The 15,694-nt window shown below is 74.7% G+C and carries 14 protein-coding genes; 10 read left to right on the forward strand and 4 right to left on the reverse strand.

Translation table 11 applies throughout. The features are described from left to right. Positions 1-5 precede the first annotated feature (5 nt). Positions 6-2,213: an acyltransferase family protein gene (locus tag ASF47_RS08020; RefSeq protein ID WP_162242268.1), complete on the forward strand. Its 2,208-nt coding sequence runs from the start codon at positions 6-8 to the stop codon at positions 2,211-2,213. Here the strand turns inward: ASF47_RS08020 and ASF47_RS08025 are convergent. After that, positions 2,125-3,345, reverse strand: coding sequence for a beta-galactosidase (locus ASF47_RS08025; protein WP_056863449.1), 1,221 nt, complete (start codon positions 3,343-3,345; stop codon positions 2,125-2,127). The two genes, ASF47_RS08020 and ASF47_RS08025, sit on opposite strands and share 89 nt — an antisense overlap. A 166-nt stretch (positions 3,346-3,511) precedes the next feature. On the opposite strand from ASF47_RS08025, the gene ASF47_RS08030 reads away from it, so the two are divergent. From ASF47_RS08030 to ASF47_RS08045, 4 genes are read left to right on the forward strand one after another with little or no spacing between them, the layout of a single operon-like run. Next, complete coding sequence (locus tag ASF47_RS08030; RefSeq protein ID WP_056863450.1) at positions 3,512-4,525, forward strand: glucosyl-3-phosphoglycerate synthase; 1,014 nt, start codon at positions 3,512-3,514, stop codon at positions 4,523-4,525. Continuing rightward, positions 4,522-5,385 (forward strand): dihydropteroate synthase, encoded by an 864-nt coding sequence (gene folP / locus ASF47_RS08035; protein WP_235558679.1) that lies wholly within the window; start codon positions 4,522-4,524, stop codon positions 5,383-5,385. The genes ASF47_RS08030 and folP overlap by 4 nt, the downstream gene beginning before the upstream one ends. A gap of 5 nt (positions 5,386-5,390) precedes the next feature. Next, positions 5,391-5,969, forward strand: coding sequence for a hypothetical protein (locus tag ASF47_RS08040; protein ID WP_056863451.1), 579 nt, complete (start codon positions 5,391-5,393; stop codon positions 5,967-5,969). After that, complete coding sequence (locus ASF47_RS08045) at positions 5,957-6,640, forward strand: dihydrofolate reductase family protein (RefSeq protein ID WP_056863452.1); 684 nt, start codon at positions 5,957-5,959, stop codon at positions 6,638-6,640. The genes ASF47_RS08040 and ASF47_RS08045 overlap by 13 nt, the downstream gene beginning before the upstream one ends. A gap of 367 nt (positions 6,641-7,007) precedes the next feature. Here the strand turns inward: ASF47_RS08045 and ASF47_RS08050 are convergent, their stop codons facing one another. After that, a complete protein-coding gene (locus tag ASF47_RS08050; RefSeq protein WP_056863453.1) occupies positions 7,008-7,388 on the reverse strand; it encodes a hypothetical protein in 381 nt (126 codons plus the stop codon). 209 nt (positions 7,389-7,597) lie between these two features. On the opposite strand from ASF47_RS08050, the gene ASF47_RS08055 reads away from it, so the two are divergent. Further along, positions 7,598-8,992, forward strand: coding sequence for a cytochrome ubiquinol oxidase subunit I (locus tag ASF47_RS08055; protein WP_056863454.1), 1,395 nt, complete (start codon positions 7,598-7,600; stop codon positions 8,990-8,992). Then, a complete protein-coding gene (locus tag ASF47_RS08060) occupies positions 8,989-9,996 on the forward strand; it encodes a cytochrome d ubiquinol oxidase subunit II (protein WP_056863455.1) in 1,008 nt (335 codons plus the stop codon). The genes ASF47_RS08055 and ASF47_RS08060 overlap by 4 nt, the downstream gene beginning before the upstream one ends. Before the next feature lie 150 nt (positions 9,997-10,146). On the opposite strand, the gene ASF47_RS08065 is transcribed toward ASF47_RS08060, so the two are convergent. After that, the gene (locus tag ASF47_RS08065; protein WP_056863456.1) at positions 10,147-11,811 is read right to left on the reverse strand and encodes a sensor histidine kinase; all 1,665 of its coding nucleotides are present in this window, start codon (positions 11,809-11,811) and stop codon (positions 10,147-10,149) included. Between the two features lie 101 nt (positions 11,812-11,912). On the opposite strand from ASF47_RS08065, the gene ASF47_RS08070 reads away from it, so the two are divergent. From ASF47_RS08070 to ASF47_RS08080, 3 genes are all read left to right on the forward strand, one after another. Continuing rightward, entirely contained in the window at positions 11,913-12,509 is a 597-nt protein-coding gene (locus ASF47_RS08070) for a rhomboid family intramembrane serine protease (RefSeq protein WP_235558680.1), read from the forward strand. Positions 12,510-12,536: 27 nt separating this feature from the next. Next, positions 12,537-13,331, forward strand: a complete 795-nt coding sequence (locus ASF47_RS08075; protein ID WP_056863457.1) for an enoyl-CoA hydratase-related protein — start codon at positions 12,537-12,539, stop codon at positions 13,329-13,331. 176 nt (positions 13,332-13,507) lie between these two features. Further along, positions 13,508-14,866 carry an MFS transporter gene (locus tag ASF47_RS08080; protein WP_056863458.1) on the forward strand — a complete coding sequence of 453 codons (1,359 nt, stop codon included), beginning with the start codon at positions 13,508-13,510 and terminating at the stop codon, positions 14,864-14,866. A gap of 12 nt (positions 14,867-14,878) precedes the next feature. Here the strand turns inward: ASF47_RS08080 and ASF47_RS20620 are convergent, their stop codons facing one another. Continuing rightward, a complete protein-coding gene (locus ASF47_RS20620; RefSeq protein WP_056863459.1) occupies positions 14,879-15,670 on the reverse strand; it encodes a tyrosine-protein phosphatase in 792 nt (263 codons plus the stop codon). Positions 15,671-15,694: the final 24 nt, after the last annotated feature.

The raw sequence follows: 15,694 nt of genomic DNA on the forward strand, positions 1-15,694 counted from the left end.
CGGGCGTGCCAGCCCCGGAAGGGAGCCAGCACCGGCGCGACATCCAGGGTCTCCGCGCCCTCGCGGTCGTGGCTGTCGTCGGCGACCACCTCCTCGGCTGGCCCGCGGGCGGGTTCGTCGGGGTCGACGTCTTCTTCGTCCTCTCGGGCTTCCTCATCACCGACCTGCTGCTGCGGGAGCGGGCTGCCACCGGCCGCATCTCCCTGAGGGGCTTCTACGAGCGACGTGCTCGCAGGCTGCTGCCAGCGGCCTGGCTCGTGCTCGCCGTCACCCTCCTCGGGTCCTGGCTGATCTACTCCGGCCCCCGGCTCGCGGCCACCGTCGCCGACGCCGGGTGGGCCGTGGCCTTCGCCGCCAACTGGCGCTTCGGGCTCGAGGGCACCGACTACTTCCGGGCCGACGCGCCACCGTCGCCGCTGCAGCACTACTGGTCGTTGGCCGTCGAGGAGCAGTACTACGTCGTCTGGCCGGTGCTCCTGGTCGCCCTCGCGGCCCTGGCCTCGCGCGCAGGCACCCGTGGCGCTCAGCGTGTGGTCGTGGGGGCGACGGCCGCCCTGGTCGCGCTCGCGTCGTTCGTGTGGGCGGTGCACGAGTCTGCCGTCGCCCCCACGGTGGCCTACTTCTCCACCTTCTCCCGTGCCTGGGAGTTGGCCGTCGGGGCGGGTCTCGCGGCCGGTGTGCCGGTGCTGCGCCGGATACGCCCCGTCCCGGCTCGGGTGCTGTCGTGGGTCGGGCTGACGGGCATCGTGGCCTCGATGCTGCTGGTCGGCTCCGACCTGGCGTTCCCCGGCCCCTGGGCGGCCGCCCCCGTCGCGGCCACCGCCCTGGTGGTGCTCGCCGGGGTGCCCGAGCACGCCGACGGTCCGTGGCTGCTGCGCAACCGCGTCGCCACCTGGCTGGGCGACCGCTCCTACTCCCTGTACCTGTGGCACTTCCCGGTCATCGTCCTCGGGTTCGCGGTCGTCGCGGAGACGACGGTGACCCGCGCCGGTGCGGCGCTCGCGATGCTGGTCGCCGCCTACTACTCCTACGAGCTGGTAGAGACCCCGCTGCGCCGCTCGCGACGGCGGACCTCCGGGCGACCGGCCACCTCGGGCGTGCTCACGCCCCGGTATCGGCTGCTGGTCGCCAGTCTCGGCGCCGTCGTGGTGACCGCCCTGCTCGCCGGCCTCGCCCTGCGGCCCACCGTCGCGAGCCCGGGGGTCGACCTGACCGGAGCGGCTCCTGCGGCGACGACGATCGTGCCGCCGACCGGGGCGGAGGCGCGCTGGCAGGAGAAGGTGCTGGCAGCGCTGGAGACGGCGGACTGGCCAGTGCTCGATCCGAGCATGGAGCAGGCGATCGGGAGCGCCCAGGCGCCGTCCGACGTGGTGGCGTGCGGGGTGAGCACGGAGACGGTCGACCTCGAGGCGTGCACGTGGGGGCCGCCGGACGCCCGCAGGACCGCCGTGGTCGTGGGCGACTCCGTCTCGCTGACCTACGTCGCCCCTTTGCGCGGGGTGCTCGAGGCCCGCGGGTCGTGGGACCTGGTCAGCCTGGGCACGTTCGGCTGTCCCTTCGTGCCCCTGCCGGTCGGCAGTAGCAGCGAGGCCGTCGACGACTGCGCGACGCGCCGGGCCGAGGCCCTCGCCACCATCGCCGACCTCGACCCCGACGTGGTGGTCGTGGCCAACTCCTCGGAGACACCCGACGTGCTCGGCACCGGCGACTCGGTGAGCGACACCGGGTGGGCGCGGGGCGTGGAGCAGCTGCTCGCGCCCGCGGTCGCCACGGGGGCAGCAGTGGTGGTCCTCGCCCCGCCGCCCGGCGGGACCGACATCGAGGAGTGCTACACCCGGCTTTCCTCGCCTGTCGACTGTGTCGGGCAGGTAAGCGACTCGTGGGTCAGCCGGGCCCGCTCCGAGCAGACGATGGCCACCGAGCTCGGCGGCACGTGGATCAGCTCGGCGCCGTGGTTCTGCTTCCGGGACCAGTGCCCGAGCTTCGTGGACGGTGTGCCCGTGCGGTCGGACGCCGTCCACATGACGACGGCCTTCGCCGAGCGGGTGGAGCCCCTGCTGGCCTCCGCCCTGCGCTCCACCGCCGCGCTGACCGGCGGTGCGAGCGAGGCAGGCGGTCCGCTGGTCAGGGGGCCAGAAGGCGCCGGTAGTCGTCCAGGGTCGCCCACCGACCGTCCTGGAGCTGGGCTGCGTTCATCCACACCAGGCCGGTGAGGCCCAGCTCGTGCACCCGGTCGACCGAGCGCTGCATCTCCTCGGGGGAGTTGGTGCCGGTGTTCTCGCCGGCGACCGGCAGGCCCAGGGGCTGCGCGAGTCGCACCAGGTGCCGCACCGGGCTCTCGTAGACCGGGTCGGCGCCCTGGTCAGCAGCGTCGACCCAGGTGGTGTACGCCTCGTTGTGCCCGCGCACGGTGGCCGCGCGAGGCAGCAGACCGGCCCAGTCGAGGCCCTCGTTGAGGGCGCCGGTCAGCTCGCCACGGGTGGCGCCGCGCAGGCCGCCCGCCACGGCCTTGTCGACGTCGCCGGGACGCACCCCCCACCCCGGGAGCAGCAGCTGGAGGGTGGGCCTCCACCCGAAGGCCCTGCGGTAATGCCGCAGCTGCCACATCCCGTAGTCGTTGATCTCCTCGAGGTACCACGCCAGGAAGGCGGCCGTCTCCTCGGTCGTGCCCTGCCCGGGTCGGTAGCCGGGCACGGGAGACTGGGCCTGGGCCGTGGGACTGAAGGCCCACAGGCTGTTGCGGTGGTCGCCGACGGTCGCAGGGGGGTAGTGGAGCTCGTTGTACCAGAGCCCGCCGACGCGGATCGCGGCGATGGGGCCGTCGTCGAGCACCGCCGACAGCCGGTGGAGGTAGCGGTTCTGGGCCCGTCGCACCCTCGGGTTGAAGACGGCGTCGGGCACCCGAGCACCGACCTGGCCCTGCCAGACGTCGCCGTACTGGTTGACGAAGCGGGTGTCACCGCCGACGTCGAACACCCAGGACGGCGGGTACTGCAGGCCGGCGTCGAGGATGACGTCGAGGCCTGCCGCGCGGATCTGCTCGGCGCGACCGGCGACCTGGGCGGCGTAGGTCGGGTCGATACGGCCCCGCTGCGGCTCCAGCCGGTCCCAGCCGACCTCAAGCGAGACCGCGGTCACTCCGGTCCCGGTCAGCGTGGTCAGGTCGAGTGCGTTGGCGCCCAGGATCCCGTAGTAGGTGTGCGCGGGGTCGGCTGCACCTTCGTGGGCGGCGGCCGGCGGCAGCGTGCCGGTGGACCCCACGGCCACGAGGCAGAGCGCCAGGACGGACGCCAGGCGGGCGCGCGTCGTCCGGTCGCTCGGGCGACGGCGGGGGCGGGGGGGCATGGCGCCAGCCTCGCAGAGGCGGGCGGCTCGCGCGGCGTCGTGAGACGTAGCGCACCGGTCGGGCGACGAGATGGTCATTCATGACCATGCGGTTCGAGCCGACCGGTCGGTCAGTCGGTCGCCGTCCGGTGGGTGGGTGCGCCGGGTCGCTGGCTACGCTCGCCACGTGACGGACTCGGCTGCCTCCGCCCCCGCAGACGGCTCGGCACCGGCTACCTACGTGTGGGCCGACTGGTCGCTCGACGATCTGCTGGCCGCCAAGGCCGCGAGCGGGCTGCGGGTCAGCCTCGTCGTGCCGGCCCGCAACGAGGCCGCCACCGTCGGCGACGTCGTCACCCGGGTGCGCGAGGCGCTCGTGGAGACCGTCGCGCTGCTGGACGAGATCGTCGTCATCGACTCCGACTCCACCGACGCGACCTACGAGGTCGCCACCGGCGCCGGCGCCGTGGTGCACCGCTCCGCGGAGGTGCGCCCCGAGCTGGGCAGCCACCCCGGCAAGGGCGAGGCGATGTGGAAGTCGCTCTTCGTGACCACCGGCGACGTGCTGGTCTTCATGGACGCCGACCTCGTCGACTGGGACACCCACTTCGTGCCCGGTCTGCTCGGCCCGCTGCTGACCCGGCCCGAGGTCGGGCTGGTCAAGGGCTTCTACGAGCGGCCCGGCACCGGCGAGGGCCCCGAGGGGCTCGGCGCGCTCGACGGTGGTCGGGTCACCGAGCTCGTCGCCCGCCCGGTCATCGCCCTCGAGCACCCCGCGCTCGCCGGGCTCGTGCAGCCCCTGGCGGGGGAGTGGGCGATCCGTCGCGAGCTCTTCGCGTCGCTGTCGGTGCCGACCGGCTACGCCGTGGAGCTGGCCGCCCTCATCGACACCTGCCGGCTGCGGGGAGCCGGCGCGATCGCCCAGGTCGACCTCGGGCGGCGCGCGCACCGCCATCAGGCGCTGCTCGACCTGGGGGCCATGGCCGTGCAGATCCTCGCGGCCGTCGAGCAGCGGCGTGGTGGTGTCGAGACGCTCGCTGGCGCTCGCTCCTCAACCACCGGGGGAGGAGCCGCCGACTCGGGCCGGAGGGGGGAGGGGGCGGTGCGGCTGCGGCAGTACCGTCCCGACGGCGGGCGCATCAGCCCCGTCGAGCGCGACGTACCGATCATCGAACGACCACCCGCGAAGGATCTCCTGTGACGCTCAAGCTCGGCCGTCGCGAGTTCGACGACGACGCCATGCTGATGATGGCCATCGTCAACCGCACCCCCGACTCCTTCTTCGACAAGGGCGCCACCTGGGCCGAGGACAAGGCGCTCGCGCGCGTGGCGCAGGTCGTGGCCGACGGCGCCGAGATCGTCGACATCGGCGGCATCAAGGCCGCCCCCGGCGTCGAGATCGACGCCGCCGAGGAGAAGGCGCGCGTCGTCGACTTCGTCGCGCAGGTGCGCGCCGAGCACCCCGACCTCGTCATCTCCGTCGACACCTGGCGCGCCGAGGTCGGCCGGGCGGTCTGCGAGGCCGGCGCTGACGTGCTCAACGACGCCTGGGGCGGGGCCGACCCCGAGCTCGTCGACGCCGCCGCCGAGGCCGGCGCCGCGGTGATCTGCACCCACACCGGCGGCGCGACGCCGCGCACCCGCCCCTTCCGGGTGGAGTACGACGACGTCGTCGCCTCAGCGATCGCCGACACCATGGCCTACGCCGACCGGGCCGTCGCCGCCGGCGTCGACCCCCGCAGCGTGGTCATCGACCCCGCCCACGACTTCGGCAAGAACACCTTCCACTCCCTCGAGGTCACCCGTCGCATCGGGGAGATGGTCGACACGGGTCGCCCGGTGCTGGTGTCGCTGTCGAACAAGGACTTCGTGGGGGAGTCGCTCGACCTGCCGGTCGGCGACCGACTCGTCGGCACCCTGGCCGCCACCGCGCTGTGCGCCGCCGCCGGTGCGCGCATCTACCGCGTGCACCAGGTCGTGGAGACCCGCCAGACCGTCGACATGGTCAACACCGTCCTCGGGCGTCGCCGCCCGGCCCGAGCGATCAGGGGGCTGCAGTGAGTGCCGTGCGTGGTGCGAGGACCGTCGTGCTGGTGCCGGGGGTGCTCGCGCTGCTCCCCGAGTACGCCGGGATCGCCGACCCGGTCGCGGAGCTCCGCGCGGCGTGCGTCGCGGCGCTCGGGTCGCTCGCCGGCGCGGGGCCGGTCGCGCTCGTGGCCGACGCGCAGGGCGAGCGGGTCGCCCGCTCGCTGCTCGAGGCGGCGGGAGTCGCTGCCGACGTCGTCGCCGCGAGCACCGCGGCCGACCCCGCGAGCGAGCCTGCGGCCGACCCCGAAGGGTCGGCGTACGTGGTGGTGGCCAACGGGTCGGCGCGGCGCGGGGAGAAGGCGCCGGGCCACCTCGACGAGCGGGCCCCGGGCTTCGACGAGGCGTTGGGGAGGGCCCTCCGTCAGGTCGACGCGGAGCACCTGACACGCTTGGACCGCGAGCTCGCGGTCCAGCTGCTGGTCGGCAACCCCGACGGGTTCGTGACGCTGGGCCGGCTCCTCGGGGGCGGACAGGGGGCCTGGCGGGCAGAGGTGGACTTCGCCGCCGACCCGTTCGGCGTGCAGTACTGGGTGATGAGGTGGACATGCGAGTCCTGATCGGTCCCGACACCGTCGGACCTGACGTGAGCGACGACGACCTGCGCGAGCTCTACTCGGCGCCGTCGACGCCGTGGCTGCGCGCCAACATGGTGAGCACGGTGGACGGCAGCGCCACCGGCGACACCGGGGTGAGCGGCTCGATCAACAACGCCGCCGACAAGCGGGTCTTCGACACGCTGCGCTCGCTGGCCGACGTGATCATCGTCGGCGCCGGCACGGCCAAGGCCGAGGGCTACCGCCCCACCGACACCCCGATCGTGCTGGTCAGCCGCAAGGCGCAGGTGCCGCCCTCGTTGGTGGGTGCGCCGGCCGGCTCGGTCTACCTCGCCACCTGCGCGCGCTCCGACGGCATCGAGAAGGCCCGGGCGACCCTCGGCGAGGAGCACGTGCTGACCCTCGGGTCCCACCGGGTCGACCTGCCGCTGCTCAAGGCCACCCTGGCCGAGCGCGGCTGGGGCAACCAGCTGTGCGAGGGCGGGCCGCACCTGCTGCGCGACATGGTCTTCCAGGGCTGTGTCGACGAGCTCACCGGCACCACCGTGCCGCGCCTGGTCGCCGGCAGCAACGGCCGGATCACCGAGGGCGCGCCGATCGACAAGCCGCTCGACCTGACCCTGCTGCTCGAGGACCACGGCACGCTGCTCGGACGCTGGCGCGTCGGCCAGTAGCTCTGCTGCGCCACCCGCGCGGGTGCGCGCCCGTCGCACGCGGGCGCCGGCGACCGGTCCCGCTGCGAGGCGGGTTCGGTGGAGGTCGTGCGCCACGCGGGGGAGACCCCACGTCTCGCACGACCTCCACCCGGGCGGGTGCCGCGCCCGTCTCGGGCGACCCCGGCCAGGTCGTCGGCCGCCCCGTCCCCCCGGAGCGGAGCGACTCGACGCGCACGTGGCGGGGGTCCCCCGTGGGTGCGGGCCGGGTGCCCGCACCGGTCGATCATGGCGGTCGGGGCGCCGCGGTCTGAATGGTCGGATCGGACCATTGTCTTTACTTTCCCAGGGCCTTACGTTGTAAGGCCCTGGGCGCCGGTGCTCGCCGTCAGTCGCCGGGAGCCGCGGGCCCGACGTACCGGACGGGGGCCTCGCTGGTGGCGGCCCAGTGGCCGCCGTAGGCGTCGGTGAAGACGAGGGTGAGCGGCAGGGAGAGCTCGGCGTGCTCGCCGACCTGGATCAGCACGCTGAACTCGCGGCTGCTGCGGCCGGGCATCTCCTTCGCGAGCATGCCGCAGACGAGGCCGTCCTCGCTCTCGTGGGTGACGGCGAGGTCGACGATCGGGGTGACGTCGTCGTTGCTCACCCGCAGCGTGCAGCGCACGGCGCCGACCCGGGTCAGCAGCGTCGTCTCGACGTCGGTCAGGCGGACGGCGGGCACGCCGGGGTCGCGACGGGGGGCGTCGTCGGATCGCTCGGGGGCGTTCACGGCTGTCCTCTTCCTGTCGCGGGCCGGTTGGTGCCAGACGGCCGACCGACCGTAGATGCTGCCCCAGCCTGCGCGCCAATCGTTTCACCTTGCGGGGTGGAGGCCGTGAAGAACGTGTGACGGCCGTGTGTCGAGTGCCACTCCCACGACTTCGTGAATGAATTCACAAACCCTCGGAGGCGGTCTCCCCCCGACGTAGCGTCGAGTGCGTGGAGCCCCTCCTCGCCCTCACGTCCCTGGTCACCGACGATCCCGCCGGGCTGCTCCCGGCGCGGCAGCAGATGGCGCTGTCGCTGGGCTGGCACATCGTGCTGGCCTGCTTCGGCGTCGCCTTCCCCACCATCATCTTCGCGATGCACTGGCGCGGCATCTACCGCGACGACCGCGACGCGCTGGTCCTGGCCAAGCGCTGGTCGAAGGTCTCCGCGGTGCTCTTCGCGATCGGCGCGGTCTCCGGCACGGTGCTGTCCTTCGAGTTCGGCCTGCTGTGGCCGGGCCTGATGAGCCGCTTCGGCGACGTGCTCGGACTGCCCTTCGCCTTCGAGGGCCTCGCCTTCTTCCTCGAGGCCATCTTCCTGGGCATCTACCTCTACGGCTGGGGACGCATCCCGCCCAAGCAGCACCTCCTCATGCTCGTGCCGATGGGCATCACCGGCGTCGTCGGCACCTTCTGCGTGCTCGCGGTCAACGGGTGGATGAACAACCCCACCGGCTTCCGCATCGAGGACGGCGAGGTCGTCGACGTCCAGCCCTGGGTGGCCTTCCTCAACGACGGCGTGTGGATGCAGTTCCTCCACATGTGGGTGGCGGCCTTCATGGTCGCGGGCTTCGCGATCAGCGCGGTCTACGCCGCCGGGATGCTCCGCGGTCGCCGCGACCGCCACCACCGGCTCGGCTTCACCGTGCCCTTCGTCTTCGCCACCGTGGCCGCGCTGCTCCAGCCGGTCATCGGCCACCTGCTCGGCTCCCGGCTCGCCTCGACGCAGCCGGCCAAGCTGGCCGCCTTCGAGCTGGCCCTGGAGACCGAGAGCCCCTCGCCGCTGCGCCTGGGCGGCCTGCTGGTCGACGGCGAGGTCCGCTACGCCCTCGACATCCCCTACCTCGGCTCGCTCATCGCGCGGAACTCCTTCACCGAGCCGGTGCAGGGCCTCGACACCATCCCCGTCGACGAGCAGCCGCCGGTCAACATCACCCACCTGGCCTTCCAGTCGATGGTCGGCATCGGCACCCTGCTGGCCCTCGCGGTCGTGGTCTTCTGGCTGGCCCGCTGGCGCGGGCACGACCTGCTCGGCAACCGCTGGTTCCTGCGGGGCGCCGTGCTCGCCGGACCCCTGGCCGTCGTCGCCCTCGAGGCGGGCTGGATCGCCACCGAGGTCGGCCGGCAGCCCTGGGTCGTCTACGGCGTCATGCGCACCACCGAGGCCGCCGGTGACAACCCCGGCCTGTGGTGGCTGCTCGGCATCTCCACCGTCGTCTACACCGCGATGACCGTCGGCGCCGTGGTCGTGCTCCGCTCGATGGCCCGGCGCTGGCGCGAGGGCGAGGAGGACCTGCCCAGCCCCTACGGCCCGGAGCGCGAGTCGCTCGAGGGGGCCGACGCGTGAGCCTCGAGCTGGCCGTCGCCGCGGCGCTGTTCACCGGCGTGATCGCCTACGCCCTCCTCGGCGGGGCCGACTTCGGGTCGGGCTTCTACGACCTCACCGCGGGCGGCAGCCGACGCGGCGCGGAGCTGCGCACCCAGGTCGACCACAGTCTCGGGCCGGTGTGGGAGGCCAACCACGTGTGGCTGATCTACGTGCTCGTCGTGTGGTGGACCGGCTTCCCGGCCTCCTTCGCCTCCACCATGAGCACGCTGATCTTCCCCATGCTCTTCGCCTTGCTGGGCATCGTGCTGCGCGGGGCCGCCTTCGCGTTCCGCAAGTACTCCGGCTCGCTGCGCCAGGCCCAGCTCTTCGGCGCGGTCTTCGCCGCCTCCTCGCTGATCACGCCCTTCTTCCTCGGCGCGGCCGCCGGCGCGATCGCCTCGGGGCGGGTGCCGGCCGAGGGACGCGGCGACGTGTGGGGGTCGTGGCTGACCGCCACGTCGTTCTTCGGGGGGGCCATCGCCGTCGGCACCTGCGCCTTCCTCGCCGGGGTCTTCCTGGTCGCCGACGCCGCGCGGGCCGGCCGCACGCACCTGGTCGCGCAACTGCGCGCCCGGACCCTCGGCGTCGGCGCGGTCACCGGGCTGGTCGTCTTCGCCGCCCTGGTGCCGCTCCACGAGGACGCCCCGACCCTGTGGGCCGGCCTCAGCGGTCGCGCCCTGCCGCTGGTACTGCTCTCCGCCGCGGCCGGCGCCGCCACCCTGTGGCTGCTCTGGGTCGGACGCCACTCCGTGGCCCGGCTGACCGCCCTCGTCGCCGTGGCCGCCGTGGTGTCGGGCTGGGGGATCGGGCAGTACCCCTGGCTGCTCGTCGACGAGGTCACCCTCACCGACGCCGCCGGCGCTCCCGCCACGCTGGCCGCCCTCCTCGTCGCCGTGGGCATCGCCGGCGCCGTCGTCCTGCCCGCCCTGGCGTACCTCTTCTCGCTGACGCAGTCGGAGAAGTGGGCCGACGCGGGGCACTGAGGGCGTCGGGTGGTGTCAGGGGGGCGCGGGGCGTCCGCGGGTTTCGCCAGCCGGCCGGTGAAACCCGCACCTGTCGGCCCACGCGTCGGCCGACAGGTGCGGGTCCGGGCCGACCGGTGTGACGCGAGTGACGGGTGGAGCCGGGGGACGTCAGGCGACGGGGTCGGCCTCGACCGGCTCGACCAGGCTGAGGTCGGCCGGGGCGGGGAGCACGACGCGGAAGGCGTTGGCGGCGGCGTCGTAGGAGACCCGTCCGCCGTGGGCCTCGACCAGCTCCCGCACCACCGACAGGCCCAGGCCGGACCCGCGGCGGCCGGTGCCCTCGGCGCGGGTGTAGGGGTCGAAGAGCTGCGGCACGAAGTCGGCCGGCACCCCGGCCCCCGCGTCGGAGACGGCCAGCTCGACCGGGGCGGGACCCGGGGCGGCGGGCGGCCCGGGGAGCGGACGGGCGGCCAGGACGACCGGCTCGGCGCCGTAGGCCTGGGCGTTGCCGACCAGGTTGACCAGCACCTGCTGGAGGCGCAGCGGGTCGGCCTGCACGCGGAGCCCGGGCTCGCACTCCAGGCGCAGGTCGAGGTCGGGGAAGACCTCGGCGCAGGCCTGGAGCTCCGCGGCGAGCAGGAGCGGGGCCGGCTCCAGGGCGACCACCCTGCGGTCGGTGGTGGCCACCGCGAGCATGTCCTCGGTCATGAGCGTCAGCCGGCGGGTGAGCATGCGGCTGCGGTCGATCATGGTGGCCTGACGCTCCTCGCCGAGGTCGCCCCCGGCCTCGGAGAGCAGCTCGAGGTAGCCCTGCAGCCCGGTCAGAGGGGTGCGCATGTCGTGGGTGACCACGGCGACCATGTGCTCGCGCAGGTTCTGGGCGTCGAGGAGCTGGCGGTTGGTGGTCTCCAGGCGCACCGAGTCGCGCAGCACCTGGCGGTGCAGCGCGGTGACCTCGCGCAGCATGGCGAGCAGCACGACGGTCGCGGCGGTGAGGGCCAGGGCGCGTGCGCCGTACCACCCCACGGTGAAGCGCGACTCGGAGAAGAGGGTGAGGGTGGCGTCGCCGGTGGTGGCGACGACGGCGACGATCGCCCACGCCTCGATGCCCTGGGCGTCGCGGCGCCCCAGGACGCCGACCAGGGCCGCGCCGAGCGAGAGCAGGCAGAGCGCCACGATCCACGGGCCGAAGCGCTCGGTGAGCACCGTGTAGTCGCCGTCGACGATGATCGTGGGGATCCGGTCGGCGCCCGCGGTCACCAGCGCGGTGGTCCCGACGGCCGCGGCCAGGACGGTGCCGTGGGTCAGCAGCAGCCGGCGGCCGCGGTGCTCGAGGCTGCCCAGGCGCGCCTCCAGCCCGGCCGGCCAGGGCGCCAGGGCCAGCCCGATCAGCACCGGCAGCCCCGTGTGCCAGGCCGCCCACAGCCACGGCGCGCTGCTGGGGGAGGCGCCGAGGAGCCCCGTGGGGGTGAAGAGCCCGCCGAAGACCAGAGCGTGGGGCACGACGATCGCGGCCGACCAGACGTACGCGGCGCTGAGCGCCAGCACGCGGGGCCCGCCGCCGGCGCGGTACTGCTCGACCAGCAGCACCGCCGTCAGCAGGTCGCAGGCCAGCACCAGGGTGAGGAAGGCGGGCAGGAAGGCGGGGTGAGGACCCAGCAGCAGGTCGGCGTTGAGGAACAGCAGCCCGACCACGGCCGGCACCACCGCCGCGACCACCAGGGGCGCACGACGGGACGCGGCGGGCAGTGCGGCGGGCAGTGCGGCGGGCGGCGCGGCGGGCGGCGAGGAAGGAGCCTCGACGGCGCTCCCCGAGGCCGTCAGGACGGTCACGCTCGCAGTCTGACGCATCGCACCCCCTCCCGCGGCGCTTCGCCGCGATCCGGGCCGAGCGCCCGACCCGGCCCGTGCAGGGCCTGGCTACCGTGGTCGGCGTGAGCCTGCCGACCGCGCCCACCCGCCCCCGGCGCACCTGGCCCGCCGCCCTGGGGATCTCCCTCGGCTTCGTCGCGCTGCTGTGGGTGCTCGAGCTCGTCGACGCCCTCCCCGGGGTGCAGTGGGACGATGACGGGATCCGCCCGCGCACCGGCGACGGCCTCGTCGGGGTGCTGCTCGCCCCGCTGCTGCACGGCGGCTTCGACCACCTCGCCTCCAACTCCCTGCTGGCCGCGCTCCTGCTCTTCCTCGTGCTGCTCGGGGGCGTCGGGCGCGGGCTGGCGGCCACGGCGGTCATCTGGCTGCTCGGTGGGCTCGGCACCTGGCTGGTCTCCCCGGCCGGCACGGTGCACCTCGGGGCCTCCGGTCTCGTCTTCGGCTGGCTGGTCTACCTGGTGCTGCGCGGCTTCGTGGCCCGCCGGGTCGGCCAGATGGTGCTCGGCGTCGTGCTGCTGGTCGTCTACGGCGGGCTGCTGTGGGGCGTGCTGCCCGGGCAGCCGGGCATCTCGTGGCAGGGCCACCTCTTCGGGGCGCTGGCAGGCGCGGTCGCGGCGTACGTCGTGGCCCGGCCGGGCGCGGACACCTCGCGGGGCTGAGGCCGCCGGACCGTAGGGTCGGGCGGCGTGAGCGAGACGAGCACCGGCGAGGGCCCGGGCGAGGACCTGATCGTGACCCGCGGCGACGGGGTGGTGGAGGTCGTCTTCAACCGGCCCCACCGCCGCAACGCCTTCACCCGGGCGATGTACGCCGCGCTGAAGGACCTGTGCGCCGAGCTGCGCGAGGACGGCAGCGTGCGGGTGCTGGTGCTGCGCGGCGCCGGCGGGCGGGCCTTCGCCGCGGGCAACGAGATCAGCGACTTCGTCGACGCCGACGCGGTCGCCTACGAGGACTGGATCCGCGACCTGCTCGAGCAGCTCTTCGCGCTCCCGCAGGTCACCGTGGCGGCCGTCGACGGAGTCTGCGTCGGCGGGGGACTGGCCGTCGCCACCCACTGCGACCTGCGCCTGGCCACGGCCGGCTCGCGCTTCGGCTACCCCATCGCCCGCACGCTGGGCAACGCGCTGGCCGCCTCGATCGTCTACCGCTGCGCCACCGTCTTCGGCGAGCCGGTGACCCGCGAGATGCTGCTGGCCTCGCGGCTCGTCGACGCCGAGCGCGCCCACGCCGTCGGTGCGCTCATGGCCGTCTCGCCCGACGCCGAGGCCCTCGACGCCGAGCTCGCCGCCCTGCTCGACGGGCTGCGCGCCGCGTCCTCGGTCACCCTGCGCGCGACCAAGGGCCAGCTGCTCGACCGCGCCCGCCGGCTCGAGGCCTCGCCCGCCGGTGACCACGAGCTGCTGCGCGAGGTCTACACCGGGCCCGACTTCGCCGAGGGGGTCCGGGCGTTCCTGGGCAAGGAGAAGCCGGCCTTCGGGTGAGGCTGCGGGTTTCGCCAGCCGGCTGGCGAAACCCGCACCGGTCGCCCCGCGCACGGGCCGACAGGTGCGGGTCCGGGCCGACAGGTCCCCCCTGCGGGCCCGGTGGAGGGACGCGCCGGCCGTGCTGGGCGGCCGGGCGAGGAATGCGCCCGGGTCGGTCGTTGTTGGCGACAACCATGCCCCTCGACGACTCGCGCCGTGTCTCCGTGCTCCTCGGGCTCCTCTTCGGCCTGGCCGGCATGGGGTCGGCCTCGGCGGCCATCGCGCTTCCGGCGATCGGCGCGGAGTTCGGCACCAGCGTGGGCGGCGCGACCTGGGTGATCAGCCTCTACGCGCTGATGCTCGCGGTCACCACCGCGGTCTACGGCCGCGTCTCCGACCTCGTCGGGGTCAAGCTGCCGCTCGTCATCGGCATCGGCCTGATGACCAGCGGCGCGCTGGTCGCGGCCTTCGCGCCCTCCTTCGGCGTGCTGCTAGCCGCCCGGCTCTTCCAGGGCGCGGGCGCGGCGGCGGTGCCGACCCTGGGCGTGGCCATCCTCAGCGCGCGGTACGACGGGGCCGTGCGCGGTCTGGCCCTGGGTCGCCTCGCCGGCGTGGCGGCGGCGGTCAGCTGTCTCGGGCCGCTCCTCGGGGGCCTCGTGGAGCACGCCTTCGGGTGGCGCGCGGTGATGGCGATCCCGATCCTCGGCGTCGCGGTGATCCCCTTCCTGTGGCGCGCCCTGGTGGGGGACGGCACGGGCGCGAGCCTGGACGTCCTCGGCGCCGTGCTGGTCGCGGTGACCGCGGCCGGGCTGGTGCTGCTCGTGCAGTCGCCGTCGACCGGCGTGGTGGTGGCCCTGGTGGGCCTGCTGCTGCTCGTGCTCGGCGCTCCGCTGGCGACGCTGCGGGTGCGGCGGCGGCCCCACGGGTTCCTGCCGCTGGCCGTGGTGCGCAACCCCGCCGTCGTGCGCAGCGCGGTGGCCGCGGCCGCGGTGCCGGCGGCGTGGTTCGGCCAGCTCATCGCGGTGCCGGCCGTGCTGGTGGCCGAGGGCTGGGCGCCCTGGCAGGTCGGACTGCTCCTCGTGCCGAGCGCCGTGCTGGCGCTCGCCGTGCCGCGGGTGGCCGGCCCGCTCATCAGCGGCATCGGCCCCACCGCCTGCCTGGCGATCTCCGGGGCCGTCGCCTCGGTGGCGCTGCTCGTCGCGGGCGTCGGGGCGATCCTCGACGTGCCGGCCGTGCTGGGCGGGGCCGTGGTGCTGGTGACCTTCGCCTTCGGCCTCGGTCAGCCCTCGCTCAGCGCCGCGGTCGGTGACGCCGTCGACGCCGACGTGCGCGGCGTCGCCCTCGGTGTGGCCACCCTGGTCTTCATGACCGGCGGCTCGGTCGGCTCCGCCGTGGTCGGCGGGCTCGGCGACGTGATCGGCATCGGCCCCAGCCTCGCCGTGCTCGCGCTGCTGCCGCTGGCCGGCCTGCTGGTGCTCGCCCCCGCGCTGCGCGGCTCCCGGCCGGCCCGGTCGTCGCGGCGCGCGGAGCCGGCGTACGCCGAGGTGGAGTGAGGGCGGGGACCCTCAGGCCGGCTCGACGAGAGCCTCGGTGAGCGCGCTCAGCTCGGAGCCGTCGAGTCCGTGGCCGAGCAGGTAGGCCCGCGCGCCGCCGTGGCGCTCCTCCAGCGTGGACAGGAAGGCCCACATGGTCTCGGGGGTCGACCCGAGCGCCTCCTGCGGCACCGCTGCGATCCGGTCGCCGTACGCCGGCAGCCGGGTCAGCTGCTCGCGCAGCCCCGCGATGGCCTGCGTCGTGCGGGCGTAGTCGGCCACCAGGTCGTCGGCGACCACACCGACCGCTCGCAGCAGGACGGCCACGGTCACCCCCGTGCGGTCCTTGCCCGCGGAGCAGTGCGCGAGCAGCGGACGGTTGGCCGGGTCGGCGAGCAGCCGGGCCACGGTGACGATCCGGTCGCCGGAGGCGTCGAGGTAGCGGGCGTAGTGGGCGGCGACCCAGTCGCTGCGGTGGGAGGCGGTGAAGTCCCAGGCCACGTCGGCGGCGTGGATCTCGACGTGCTCGGCGCGCCGCTCCCGCTCGCGCAGCGCGGCGCTGGTCTCCTCGGCCACCTCGCGCGGCCCGCGCAGGTCCACGCGGCAGCGCACGCCGAGGCCGTCGCTTCCGACGAGGACCTCGGCCTGGGCGGCGTCGAGGAAGGCCACCGTGCCGCTGCGGTAGAGCACGCCGTGGCGCGTGCGCCCGCCGTCGTCGGTGCGCAGGCCGCCCACGTCACGCAGGTTGTGCAGGTCGGGGAGGTGATGCAGGTCGGGGAGGTCGGCGGGCGGACCGGCGGGGGCGGCCAGGGGGTCGTGGGTCACGGAGCAAGCCTGCCTCGCCGCCGG

Origin of the sequence: Nocardioides sp. Leaf285, from assembly GCF_001422955.1 — a bacterium.
Lineage (GTDB): Bacteria > Actinomycetota > Actinomycetes > Propionibacteriales > Nocardioidaceae > Nocardioides > Nocardioides kribbensis.

Excerpts from the sequence above, each read along its gene's own strand:
- ASF47_RS08045 (WP_056863452.1), top strand. The coding sequence starts at position 5,957 with ATGCGAGTCCTGATCGGTCCCGACACCGTCGGACCTGACGTGAGCGAC.
- ASF47_RS08080 (WP_056863458.1), top strand. The coding sequence starts at position 13,508 with ATGCCCCTCGACGACTCGCGCCGTGTCTCCGTGCTCCTCGGGCTCCTC.
- ASF47_RS08025 (WP_056863449.1), bottom strand. The coding sequence starts at position 3,345 with ATGCCCCCCCGCCCCCGCCGTCGCCCGAGCGACCGGACGACGCGCGCC.